This window comes from Longibaculum muris, assembly GCF_004343035.1.
Lineage (GTDB): Bacteria > Bacillota_I > Bacilli_A > Erysipelotrichales > Coprobacillaceae > Longibaculum > Longibaculum muris.
The window spans coordinates 1-12,795 of sequence record NZ_SMCQ01000026.1; the positions used below are offsets into that span (position 1 = coordinate 1).

Consider the following 12,795-nt stretch of genomic DNA (forward strand, 5'->3'; position numbering starts at 1 on the left):
TACTTATATATACGCTTGCAAAGTCTGATTTTTCTTCTTTTTTCTTAAAAAAAGTTAAAAAACTTTTCATTCACCCATATTATAGCACAAAGCAAACTTTTATCAATTACTTAAAGCAAATAAAAAAAGAGCATTCACTCTTTTTAAATCGTATATGATAATAAATTATTTGAATTAAGTAAATCTTATCAAAAGAACAGATCATTTTATAATTTAAAATAATATTTTTAATATTCTAGCTAAACCATCTTCATCAATCCGTCTACAAATCAAATCAGCAACATCTTTTAATTCTTTAACAGCATTACCCATAGCGACTCCAACATGACAGTATTGAATCATTTCTAAATCATTTATTCCATCTCCAAATGCATATGTATCATCTTTTGTTAAATTATAATACTCTAAAACTTTTTGAATTCCTACTGCTTTAGAAATTGTTGGAGAATACAATTCAAATGCATTTTCGCTACCATGTTCATCATAATTTACAACATATCCAAAATCATTTTTTATATAATCAATAACCTTTTCTCTATTTTCATCAGTTACATTTGCTTCTATTTTTAATGTCCTTTGAATCACATCATATTTATCAAACTCCGTTTTAAATTGACTAGCAAATCCTACTTTATCAAAAAAATCATATAAATCATTATTTTGATTATCAATATAAACATGTTTTGCTGTTTCAATCATATAAGAACAATCTAATTTTTCTAACATTTCCATTGTTTTTACTGCCAGTGTTGCATCCATTCGATCTTCATAAATAGATTGGCCATCAATTTCTACATAAGCTCCATTTGCTAATATATAGCCATCAAATCCAGCCTCTAAAATTTCCTGATTTAACATTGCTCTTGGACGACCACTAGATATAAATAATTTATGCCCTAATCCTTGTAACCTTTTCATTTCATCTTTAACAGTTTGTGGAATATCCACAATCCCTAAACGACTTTCTACCAATGTTCCATCAATATCAAAAAATAATACTTTCCTACTCATAAATCCTCCCATTTATATTTTCTCTATAAGCTTCCCATTTTTATCTAACAATTCTAAATAACTTTTAATTTGATAATCAGCTAACTGATTAATTTGCTCACGCTCAGCATCAGAATATTGATCCTCAATAACAACACATTCAATTCCTGCATTTTTAGCCGCTTCAACACCAATCAACGAATCTTCAAAAACCAAACAATCTTTTCTAGATACTTTTAAATCTTTCATCACACGTAAATAGATTTCAGGATTTGGCTTGATAGCTTTTGCATCTTCTCGTGTATAAACAAGCGTGAAATAATCATCAATATTTGCTTTAGAAATAATACGATGATTATGTTTTCGATAAACATCCATATTTGTACGCTTAGTTGTTGATGCAATAACAAGTTGATAGCCTAATTTTTTTAAACTTTTAATAAAAAGCTCAGCTCCTTCTTTGTAATCTACAACATGATGCAAATAATCCTGAGCTATTTCATAACGCAATGCATGAATGTCTTGAACACTCAAAGTTGATTGATACGTTTTTTTTAAATATGTGCAGTATTCTATATAAGGATTATCTGCCTGATCATTTTTTCTTAATACTTCATCACGTTTTCTTTGTACATTTTTAATTTCACTTTTTCCATCTTCACGTATTCTTTGAATCAAAGCTTCATCAACTTGATTCCAAATTCCGACTGAATCAATTAATGTTCCATCCATATCAAATATAATCACTTTTTTATCTTTCAACATCATTTATTCTCCTCAAAATCTCCAGTAATCTCTAAAATATTCCCATCCGGATCTTTAATATTAAAATACCAATAAGGCATATGAACATTGACATACATAAGTTTTGAGACTTCTCCAATATTTAATGATAAGAGTCTTTCATACTCAGCTTTTAAATTATCTACCTCAAAATTCAAAATCATTATATTATTCTTTTTTTCATCATCTTCAATAAAAAAATCATCAATATATGCTTGATTAAAATATTTATGATTTTCTATAATTTTTTGATCATATTCTTTATTATACAAAGAAACTGTTTGCCCACATTTAAATGTAACCCATCTTTCTTCATTCATATAAATAGGATCTTGTTGTAAAAGTAATTTATAAAAATTTATTGATTTTTCCATATTCTTAACACAAATATATGTTGTTCCTAGCCTTATCATAATTTTTCATTTTCCTTTATGTTTCTCCATTCATCTTCTAATATGACCATTATGATATCATCTGCATACTGTTTTCCATCCATAATAGCATCTTTTCTAACTCCTTCAACCTGAAATCCAGCTTTTTCATAAACTCTTTGTGCTCTATGATTAAAAGAAAAAACATCTAATTCTAAACGATGCAATTTTAACATTTCAAAAGCAAAATCTCTTGTCTTTTTTACCACCCATGTTCCAATTCCTTTTGAACAATTTTGACTATCAAAAATAACAATTCTAAAATTAGCTGATTTTGTTTGCCAATCTATTTCATTAATAACACTTTCTCCTATAAATTTTCCAGCTGGATCAATAATCATAAAATCATATCTATTCTTATCATCAATAATCCGATTATAATATTGAATAATTGTTTCATAGTCAAATTCTTCTAAAGTTCCTGTTAATCGATTAACTTCTTCATCTATTTTACCAAAGCAATCTTGATAATACTTTTTGGCTTGTCCCTTTTCAAAGGATTGAAGTCTATATTTGCCTTTCTCCCAGCTTATTTTTATTTTTTCCATTTTTCTCCCCACTATTAAATATAATTCTATTACTATATTTTACAGGTATCTTAATTAAATAACAATCTCAAAAATATATTTATATAATTTTTCATCCATTTAATAATCGATAGTCATTTGAAAATCAACTGCTAAAATATCATAAACAAAATCATAAGTATAAAAACGATAATGTTTATATAATGAACAATCAATATCTTTTCTAATAGGTAATTTTTCTATCCATCTACTTGCATTCACCATTACAAAACTACTTTGATAATCAGCATTGTTTTCAATCATTTCATAGGTATCTAATTCACAAGAAAAATAAGCCAATACTTGTTGAAAAACCAATTGATAAGAAATCCAATCTTTTTTATTTGTATTATTATAAATCAAATGTCCATTAATATCTCCACTCAAAGTTAACTGACCAAAATCATCTTGAATGAGCGTATTTAAATAAACACAATCTCGTCCTTGTAAAATACCTAATTCTGTTTGTATTGCTGTTAAAGTTTCCATAACTCATTCTCCATTTTTTTAAGATACAACTATTATGCCATCACTCTACTCCAATAGCAAGTTCTAAACATTTTTATAGAAATATGTTTCAAAAAAACAGGATTGAGAATATTAAAAAAGATGTGTATAATAAAATCAATTCTAAAAAATGAGTGGAGGGGAATATATGTTTGATTTAGAAGCAGAAATGATGTCTGTTTTAAGAGAATCAGAAGATCATGAATTATTAGAAACAATTTCTACAGCCAAAGAATTATTTAATGAATGCGTAGAAACTAAGAAAATTATTCCAACTGAAGAATCATACATCACAATATCAAAAATATTTATCGGTGCTATTTTTATTTTTCTTGTCTTATTTTTGCTATTTATCCAATCGAAAATCTATCCTCTTGCTGCATTTTGCTTTGCTATATCACTTTTTTTAATTATAATTGCCATAGTATTTTTTGTTGTCATGAATGTTGAAACCAATTGTTGGTTAGATTTCCTTGATAATGAAACTATTGAAAAAATAAATCAACTTATAGAAAAGCATAATATGAAAATTGTTGATACAGATGAAAAAATGTTTCTTAAAAAGAAACATAAAAAGATTATTGCTTTATCACATAATGTCTAAAAGAAAACCAAAAATCTCATACCTTTATATCATATTTTGACTAACATCTTCATATAAGATATTCCGCTTGATTCTATAAATTTTAATTTTGAAAATAGATATCCTATAAAATTCATATTATTCATTCTGTATTCCATCAATCAAAAAACATGTGCCCTTTTGACATATACCTATAGATTATATATTTTCTTTTTATTCATAAAATTGCTTGACCAATATGTTTTTAATCTCCATTGTGGAGCCATACCATCATCAACCCAATATTCATCCATTGAAATAATTTTATCATAAGCCTCTCGTAAAGCCATTTATTTCTGCTTACAAGAACGTACTCAAATAAAGCTTAAAATGTCTATTACTCAAACAAGCAACACAAATAATGTTGCTTGTTATTGTTTATATAATCTTACAATATTTTCAATGTGATGACTTTGTGGAAACATATCAACTGGTTGACAAATATCTACAATATATCCATGTTCTTGTAAATAAGCAATATCGCGTGCTTGAGTTGCAACATCACATGAAATATAAACGACTTTATCTGGAGCCAAGGTAATTAATTGATCTAAGAAAACTTGTGAACACCCTTTTCGTGGTGGATCAACCATGACTACATCAATATGTTTATTCTTTTTGGCAAATTCCACCATAAATTCACCTGCATCTTGACAAGTAAATTCAACATTTGAAATATCATTTCTTATTGCATTTTCCTTTGCATCTATAATAGCCTGTTCAACAATTTCTACTCCATATACTTTTTGAACATATTGAGCCATTGATAGAGATATTGTGCCAATCCCACAATAAGCATCTATAACCTCATCAGTTGGCTTTAACTCTGCAAAATCAATTGCTTTTTGATACAAATGTTCAACTTGAATAGGATTAACTTGATAAAAAGATTTTACTGAAATACGATAAGTATTTCCTAATAATTGATCTTCAATATAACCAGGACCATCTATTACCTTTACTTCATCTCCTAAAATAACATTATCATGTCTTGAATTTATATTTTGAATAACCGTTGTTAAATGAGGAAATTCTTTTTTTAAGGTTGAAATCAGATAATCAATCTTTTTAATTTTCTTTTGATAAGTAATGAAAACAAGCATTAACTGTTGAGTTGTAAATGCATATTTTACAAGGATATGACGAATATTTCCCTGATGAGTGACTTTATCATAAGGTGTTTCTTGAACCTCCTGTAAAAGAATACGAACACGATTAATCAATTGATTTGATGCTTCATTTTGAATATAACATTTATCCATTGGAACAATATCATTACTATGTTGCTTATAAAACCCTGTTACAATCGTATTACCTTGAGTTCCTATTGGAACTTGAACTTTATTACGATAATACCAAGGTTCTTCCATCATCAAACAAGGTTGAACTCCGACATGACAGTGCCCAATTCTTTCTAATGTATCTTTTACTCTTTTAGTTTTAAAATTTTGTTGACCAGCAAGTGATAAATGTTGTAAATGACATCCTCCACATTGTTTAAAAATAGGGCATAATGGGACTTGTCGATAAGGACTTGCTTCATAAATTTCAATTAATCTCCCTACTGCATAATTTTTTAATACTTTAATAATCTTTACTTTTCCTACTTCATTAACTAACATATTTTTAACAAAGATAGGAAAACTATCAACTTTAACAATTCCTTGACCATCATGTGTATAATCAATACACTTTGCTTCTATATATTCATTCTTTTTCATTCCTACCTCCAAAAAAAACGAGCATTGCTCGTTTATTTATTATTTAAAGTTTCTTTTGCTTTATTTGCACTATCTTTATCTCTTATTGAAGAAAGTGTATAAGAGAAATCATCATTTTGTACATTCTTTGTTCCATAGATTGGAAAATCTTCACTATTTTTAGAAGTTAAATATAAATTCACTTCATATTGATAAATATTATCAATCTTGCCAAAGAGTGTACTATATGTTTTCCCATTTTCTTTAGGTTTACCTACCAAACCATCCAATGTTTGAACTGTTTTTTCAGCAATCTGTTTTGCTTTCTTCGTACTCATACCATCTTTAAAGATAATATCAACTTTTAATTGACGACATTCTGTAGATAGTGATAAATCTTGTATTTCAGAATATTCTTTCTTCATAGTATCAATTGTCGCAGCTTGTAAATCCTTATTAATTGATACAATACCTTCACAACGTTTTCCATAAACAGGACCATCATTTTGTGAAGCAAAGAAAATATATGCGGCAAACGCAATCAATAAAACACCTAAACCAATTAATAAATAATGCCACCATTTCCATACAAACTTTTTCTTTTTCTTACTCATAGGTTGATTATCCTCATCATCAAAACTTTCAAATTCATCAGTATATTCATCTTGATTCATTGATTGAGCAGATTTTGCCATTCTCATACTCTCTAATTCATCAATATGAGAAGGTTGCTGGTATTGATCTTCAATATCATCATCTTCATCATCAAATTGAAATCTTTTAGCCATTTTCTCACCTACTTTCCACTATTGTATCAAAAATCATAAGAAATGTATAGGACATTATTGTACTCTAGCTTTTAATAATTGAATTAAAATTTGATTTGTTACTTTTGGATTCGCTTGTCCACCAGTCTTTTTCATGATTTGTCCAACTAAGAATCCAACTGCACGGTCTTTACCAGCAGCATAATCTTGAATAGATTGTTCATTTGCATCTAATACTTCATTAATAATATTTGTAAGTGTTGTTGGATCAGAAATTTGTTTCATTCCTTTTTCTTCAATAATCACTTCAGGATCTTTTCCTTCACTCATTAAACATTCAAAAACTTTCTTAGCCTGCTTTGATGAAATTGTTCCATCTTGGATGAATGAAATCATTTTTCCCAAATATGCTGGTGTTAATTTTGTTTGTTGAATAGTTAAATTTTCTTTATTTAAATAAGCTTGAACTTCACCTAATAACCAGTTACATACCAATTTATATTCTTGACAAGTTTGAATTGTTTCTTCATAAAAATCTGAAATATCTTTAGATGCAACTAAAATATTTGCATCGGTTTGTGGTAAGCCATGTTTTTCAATGTAAAGTTTAGCACGTTCATCTGCCATCATTGGAAGCTCATCTTTTATTTGCATAACCCATTGATGATCTAAACGAATAGGTAGAATATTAGGTTCTGTGTAATATTTATAATCAACAGCATCCCCTTTAGCACGCATGACAACTGTTTCCTTGCTATCTTCATCAAAACGTCTTGTTTCTTGTTTAACTTCGCCACCTTGAATTAAAACTTTTTCTTGACGCATAGCTTCAAACTCAATAGCTTTTTGTACATTTGAAATAGAGTTTAGATTTTTGATTTCAGTACGAATTCCAAACTCCTCGCTTCCAAAAGGTCGAATTGAAATATTAACATCACAACGCATTGAACCTTCTTCCATCTTAGCATCTGAAACATCAGTATATAAGAAAACCTGTCTTAATTTTTCTAAGTAAGCAGCAGCTTGCGCACCATTTCCAATATTTGGTCTTGTGACAATTTCAATCAATGGAATTCCAGCACGGTTATAATCAATTAATGAATAATCATCAAAGTGAAATTGTTTTGCTGTATCTTCTTCCATATGGAGACGTTCAATTTCAACTCGTGTCACTTCTCCATCCACTTCAATATCTAAGTACCCATTTCTTCCAATTGGTCTTTTATCTTGAGTAATTTGAAACCCTTTAGGTAAATCTGAATAATAATAATTCTTACGATCAAAACATAATAATTCATCAATTTCCATATGTAAAGCATGACAAACACGAATTGCAAATTCAACACCACGTTTATTTAAAACTGGCATTGTTCCTGTCATTCCTAAGTCCACTTCATTGACCATTGTATTCACATCTTCACCAAATGTCACTGGAGCAGCGGAAAACATTTTAGAATGTGTCTTTAATTCACAATGGACTTCTAATCCTATGACTTGTTCAAAATTCATCTTCTACCCCTCCCTCTTATATTGATTTTTAAAGTTAAGTGCATTTTCTAAAGCATAAGCGCAATTTAAGACTGTTTGTTCTTCAAAAATACGGCCAGATAAATTCACAGCAATTGGCATCCCATCAACAAAACCTGATGGTAAAGATAAACTTGGCGTTCCTGCAAAATTAGCAAGCGAAAGATGATTTTCTAAAATCAAATATTCATCGCTTAAACGATCATCATATGCTTCATCTACCTTAGGAGCAATACTTCCCCCATTAGGTGTTAAAATAATATCATAATCCTGATAAATTTTATTTAATTCTTCAACAATTAAACGTCTTACTCTTTGGGCTTTTCTAAACATTCTTTCTTGATTTTCTGTCGCAAGTGCTAAGTTTCCAAGAATAAAACGACGCTTAATATGATCACCAAAACCATGTGTACGAGAATTAATCATAACATCATCTGTGGTTTTTCCTGGTTGACGATTTCCATATTTAATTCCATCTAAACAAGAATGGTTACTTGTTGCTTCTGAATTGGCAATAATTGTATATGTAGGAAGCAATGTACGCATTAATTGTGTTGGCATAGTTACATTTTCAACAATAGCTCCCAAATTTTTTAATGTTTCAACAATACTTTCAAAATTTGCTTTGATTTCTGGATTTCTAATTTCATCACTAACTGATGTCAAAACAGCAATTTTTAATCCTTTAATATCATCAGTTAAGTTTTCTAAATAATGTGGTACTTCCTTAAAGCTTGAAGTCATATCACGATTATCACGACCTGCCATTGCTTCAGTCACAATCGCCATATCTCTGACATTTCTTGTAAAAGCCCCTACTGTATCTAAGCTTGAAGCATAAGGAATCACACCGTAACGTGAAATACGTCCCCATGTTGGTTTAAATCCAACAATACCACAAAATCCTGCAGGTTTACGGATTGAATCTCCTGTATCACTACCTAAAGCAAATGGTACAACTCCACTAGCAACCAAAGCCGCACTTCCACCTGATGAACCTCCCGCAATACGTGAAGTATCCCAAGGATTATAAACCGGACCCGTTAAAGCAGACTTATTTGTTCCACCCATTGCTAATTCATCCATAGAAGCTTTTCCAACTAAACAAACTCCTTGTTTACTTAATAAGTCCACAACATGAGCGTTATAAACAGGTACATAATCTTCCAACATACGACTTGAAGCTGTGGTTTTAATTCCTTTTGTATTATAATTATCTTTTAATACATAAGGGATTCCATTTAATAAGTTTTCAAAATGTGCTTCTTTTAAATCAGCATATGCTTTTTCCTTAGTAATTGTTACAAAAGCATTTAATCTTTTTTGTTGTAATTCTACTTCTTCAAATAATTCATCATAATATGCTTTAGGATCAATAGCCTTAGATGCAAATAATTGATGAAGTTCCTCAATACTATATTGAATCATTTATCCCACCACCTTTGGTACTTTAATTTGATTATCTTGAATATTCTTCGCATTCTTTAAAGCATCTTCACGACTAATCACATAAGTTTCATCATCATCTCTTAAATAAGTTGTTTCTATTTCATAAGGAAAAGCTAAAGGTTCAACATCAGTTGTATCAATTGCTTCCAACGCTTGAACGTGACTCATAAAAACATTATATTCTTCAATTAATGCTGGCATTTCTTCATCACTGACATCAAACATTGTTTTACGCCCTAACTGTTTAAGCATTTTTTCAATATCATTCATCATTCATCCTCCTAATTCATAAAATAACTTTTCACACTATCGCCTTTATCTTTAATAATAATAGCTTCCACATCATCCTGCGAATAAACCAATACCTTGACATTAAAATCATCACTAAACTTACTTTCAATTCCATCAGCAATAATTGAAGTTAAATACATTAACTCTGTTGATGTTTTCACATTCAAATGCGCTTTAATCACCATCGATTGAATTTCATCGTCAATATATCTTGCTTCACCAACAAAACCAGCTGCTTCGGTTGCTGCATTCTTTAAACTCGTTTTGACAGTATCGAAAGCTGAAGCCGTTGCTTTATCATATTTTGTTGCTTGCTCACTCGCAAATAAAACTGTTCTTTGATTAAGTGTACTGATTTCTCCCAATTCTTTTTGACAATAACTTTTCAAAATATATCGCCCACTCGTTGGATCAGTTGTTGTATCAGCAGCCTGATAAACCGTAATCAAAATAGGTAGATTTTTTATTTTTTCAAATTCATCAGCACTACGAATGACTTTGTAAAATTTTTCAATACATTCTTTACCATAACTTTTAATAGCACCATCACTCATTGCACTATCTAAACGTGAATTATCACTTTTTCGTGGTTCAAGAATTAAGGCAAAAGACAAACCTTTTAAAGTATATTTATCACCACTTTTTACATAATAATCTTGTTCTTGAATATTTTGCAGCATCGTTGGGTTTTCTACATTTTCAATAACAGTTCCTTTTTTAGGCTGCAAAGAATATTGAGAAGAACGGCTTACCATTTCTTTTTGCATGGCAAGCTTTAAGTATTGTCCTTCACTCATATAATGATTATTTGTTGAAAAATAAGGTGTTGATAAAATTTGTAAACCTCTACCAATAGAAGCAAAGTCAGTTGAAGAACCATAATCCAAATAAAAATCTTCTCTTAACTCACTATCTTCAAATTTAACAATCTTATAATAAGAATCATCAAAAGAATCCATTGAAGCTGTATGGTTTGCAGTTTGTTCTTGAACTGATTCCTTAGCCTGATGACAACCAACCAACATCATTAAAGCTAACAGAGCACAGACTAATTTTCTCATAGACCAACCTCCTCTTTAAATTCTTCTTCACTCATAACTTGAACACCCAATTGAGTCGCTTTTTCTAACTTGCTTCCGGCATCTTTACCACAAATTAAATAATCTGTTTTTTTAGAAACACTTCCAGTTACATTAGCACCTAATCTTGCTAGATAATCTTTGATTTCTTTTCTAGTCATTAATTCTAATGTTCCTGTCACGCAAACTGTTTTTCCATTAAAGATACTTTCTTGTAATAAAGTTGTTTCTTTTAAGTAATCCATATTTAAACCAATCTCTTTTAAATGATTGATTAATGCCAGTGATGCTTCATCACTTCTAAAACGATTGATTGATTGAACAATTGTATCACCAACATCTTTAATTGATAATAATTTAGCTGTAGAAGCATTCAATAGACCATCCATGCTCTTAAATTCCTTAGCAAGATTATCAGCCATCTTTGCCCCTATTCCTTTAATTCCTAAACCAAATAAAAGTTTTTCCATTGAATTTTCTTTACTCTTTTCAATTGCAGCTATCAAATTATCCATTGATTTTCTACCAAAACCTTCAATATCCATAATTTCTTGTTCATGATTTGCTAAAGAATAAATATCTTCAATACATTTCACAAAACCTAAATTATAGAATTGTTCAATAATCTTTTCACCTAGACCTTCAATATTCATTGCATCTCTTGAAGCAAAATGAATAATTCTTTCTATTTTCTTAGAATCACAATGTTCATTCAAACAATAATAAGCTGCTTCATTATCCTTACGAACCAAATGACTACCACAATATGGACATACTTCAATCATCTGAAATTCTTTTTCACTACCATCACGTCTTTCCTTTAAAGAACGTACAACTTCAGGAATAACATCCCCAGCTTTTCTCACCACAACATAATCACCAACACGGATATCTTTATGTTTAACATTATCCTCATTATGTAAGGTTGCACGTTGAACAGTACTTCCAGCAACACGCACAGGTTCTAAAACAGCATTTGGCGTAATTTGTCCAGTTCGACCAATGGTAAAAATAATATCTTTTAATTTTGTTACAACTTCCTCAGCAGGGAATTTATAAGCAATTGCCCATTTTGGAACTTTTGCTGTATATCCTAAACGTTCTTGATATTCTAAATTATTCACCTTAATAACAATCCCATCAATTTCATAAGGCAACGTTTGTCTTTTTTCTGTCATTTCCAAAATAAATGCCCATACTTCTTGAATATTTTGACAAACTCTTGTCATAGGATTGGTTTTAAATCCAAGTTTTTTAATATAATCTAAAGCTTCTTTATGGGTTGTACAGCCTACTTCAGCAGCTGTAGGAACCATGTATAAGAAGGCATCTAATCCTCTTTTTGCCGCAATTGTTGAGTCCAATTGACGAACACTTCCCGCTGCAGCATTTCGTGGATTCGCAAACAAAGCTTCTCCAGCTTCTTCTCTTTGACGATTCAATTCATTAAATGATTTTTTCGGCATATAGATTTCACCACGAACTTCAAAATCACCATCATAATCAATCGTTAAAGGAATCGATTTAATCGTTTTAACATTATGGGTAATATCTTCCCCAACTGTTCCATCTCCTCTGGTTGCTCCATAATCTAAATGCCCATCGGCATAGACCAAAGAAACTGCCAAACCATCAATTTTCAATTCACAGACATATTCAACATTTGGATAGGTTTCCCGAATACGATCATCAAACTCACGCAATTCATCTTCATTAAAAATATTACCTAATGACAACATCATTCTTTGATGTGTCACTTTTGTAAAGCTATCTAAAACTTGTCCACCAACTCTTTGACTTGGTGAATCAGCAGTAATCCACTCAGGATGAGCCATTTCTATACTTTGTAATTCTTGCATCAAACGATCATATTCTTGATCGGATACAGTTGGATTATCTAAAACATAATATTGATAATTATATTCATTTAATAACTTTTTAATTTCTTCTAATCTTTCAAATGTCATATCAATACACTCCATTTCACTTGCTCATTATATCAAAAATCATCATTGAATAAAACTAAAAAAAGCATAAACCTATACATTTATTTATTGTACCATATTATCAAAAGATAATTCTT

General features: G+C 29.9%; 14 protein-coding genes. 1 reads left to right on the top strand and 13 read right to left on the bottom strand.

Annotated features, from left to right (window positions below):
• Positions 1–213 precede the first annotated feature (213 nt).
• The 5 genes from EDD60_RS13490 to EDD60_RS13510 all read right to left on the bottom strand — a co-directional run bounded on the left by EDD60_RS13490 (position 214) and on the right by EDD60_RS13510 (position 3,259).
• Positions 214–1,011 (bottom strand): Cof-type HAD-IIB family hydrolase, encoded by a 798-nt coding sequence (locus EDD60_RS13490; protein ID WP_066444532.1) that lies wholly within the window; start codon positions 1,009–1,011, stop codon positions 214–216.
• Between the two features lie 12 nt (positions 1,012–1,023).
• Positions 1,024–1,755 carry an HAD family hydrolase gene (locus EDD60_RS13495; RefSeq protein WP_066444529.1) on the bottom strand — a complete coding sequence of 244 codons (732 nt, stop codon included), beginning with the start codon at positions 1,753–1,755 and terminating at the stop codon, positions 1,024–1,026.
• Positions 1,755–2,186 (bottom strand): VOC family protein, encoded by a 432-nt coding sequence (locus EDD60_RS13500; RefSeq protein ID WP_257529307.1) that lies wholly within the window; start codon positions 2,184–2,186, stop codon positions 1,755–1,757. The genes EDD60_RS13495 and EDD60_RS13500 overlap by 1 nt, the downstream gene beginning before the upstream one ends.
• A complete protein-coding gene (locus EDD60_RS13505) occupies positions 2,183–2,752 on the bottom strand; it encodes a GNAT family N-acetyltransferase (RefSeq protein ID WP_066444528.1) in 570 nt (189 codons plus the stop codon). Before EDD60_RS13505 ends, EDD60_RS13500 begins: the two co-directional genes overlap by 4 nt.
• Positions 2,753–2,851: 99 nt before the next feature.
• Positions 2,852–3,259 carry a hypothetical protein gene (locus EDD60_RS13510; RefSeq protein WP_066444526.1) on the bottom strand — a complete coding sequence of 136 codons (408 nt, stop codon included), beginning with the start codon at positions 3,257–3,259 and terminating at the stop codon, positions 2,852–2,854.
• 166 nt (positions 3,260–3,425) lie between these two features.
• Between EDD60_RS13510 and EDD60_RS13515 the strand changes: the two genes are divergently transcribed.
• Positions 3,426–3,881 (top strand): hypothetical protein, encoded by a 456-nt coding sequence (locus EDD60_RS13515; RefSeq protein WP_066444525.1) that lies wholly within the window; start codon positions 3,426–3,428, stop codon positions 3,879–3,881.
• 170 nt (positions 3,882–4,051) lie between these two features.
• Here the strand turns inward: EDD60_RS13515 and EDD60_RS16125 are convergent, their stop codons facing one another.
• The 8 genes from EDD60_RS16125 to ligA all read right to left on the bottom strand — a co-directional run bounded on the left by EDD60_RS16125 (position 4,052) and on the right by ligA (position 12,679).
• Positions 4,052–4,189: a hypothetical protein gene (locus tag EDD60_RS16125; RefSeq protein WP_165973152.1), complete on the bottom strand. Its 138-nt coding sequence runs from the start codon at positions 4,187–4,189 to the stop codon at positions 4,052–4,054.
• Positions 4,190–4,270: 81 nt separating this feature from the next.
• Positions 4,271–5,620 (bottom strand): 23S rRNA (uracil(1939)-C(5))-methyltransferase RlmD, encoded by a 1,350-nt coding sequence (rlmD, locus tag EDD60_RS13520; protein WP_066444522.1) that lies wholly within the window; start codon positions 5,618–5,620, stop codon positions 4,271–4,273.
• Between the two features lie 32 nt (positions 5,621–5,652).
• The gene (locus tag EDD60_RS13525) at positions 5,653–6,387 is read right to left on the bottom strand and encodes a hypothetical protein (protein ID WP_066444519.1); all 735 of its coding nucleotides are present in this window, start codon (positions 6,385–6,387) and stop codon (positions 5,653–5,655) included.
• Between the two features lie 54 nt (positions 6,388–6,441).
• A complete protein-coding gene (gene gatB / locus EDD60_RS13530) occupies positions 6,442–7,875 on the bottom strand; it encodes an Asp-tRNA(Asn)/Glu-tRNA(Gln) amidotransferase subunit GatB (protein ID WP_066444517.1) in 1,434 nt (477 codons plus the stop codon).
• Positions 7,876–7,878: 3 nt separating this feature from the next.
• Positions 7,879–9,321 carry an Asp-tRNA(Asn)/Glu-tRNA(Gln) amidotransferase subunit GatA gene (gene gatA, locus EDD60_RS13535; RefSeq protein WP_066444515.1) on the bottom strand — a complete coding sequence of 481 codons (1,443 nt, stop codon included), beginning with the start codon at positions 9,319–9,321 and terminating at the stop codon, positions 7,879–7,881.
• Complete coding sequence (gatC, locus tag EDD60_RS13540; protein ID WP_066444510.1) at positions 9,322–9,612, bottom strand: Asp-tRNA(Asn)/Glu-tRNA(Gln) amidotransferase subunit GatC; 291 nt, start codon at positions 9,610–9,612, stop codon at positions 9,322–9,324.
• An 11-nt stretch (positions 9,613–9,623) separates the two neighbouring features.
• Entirely contained in the window at positions 9,624–10,694 is a 1,071-nt protein-coding gene (locus EDD60_RS13545; RefSeq protein WP_066444508.1) for a CamS family sex pheromone protein, read from the bottom strand.
• Complete coding sequence (gene ligA / locus EDD60_RS13550) at positions 10,691–12,679, bottom strand: NAD-dependent DNA ligase LigA (protein WP_066444506.1); 1,989 nt, start codon at positions 12,677–12,679, stop codon at positions 10,691–10,693. Before ligA ends, EDD60_RS13545 begins: the two co-directional genes overlap by 4 nt.
• Positions 12,680–12,795 lie beyond the last annotated feature (116 nt).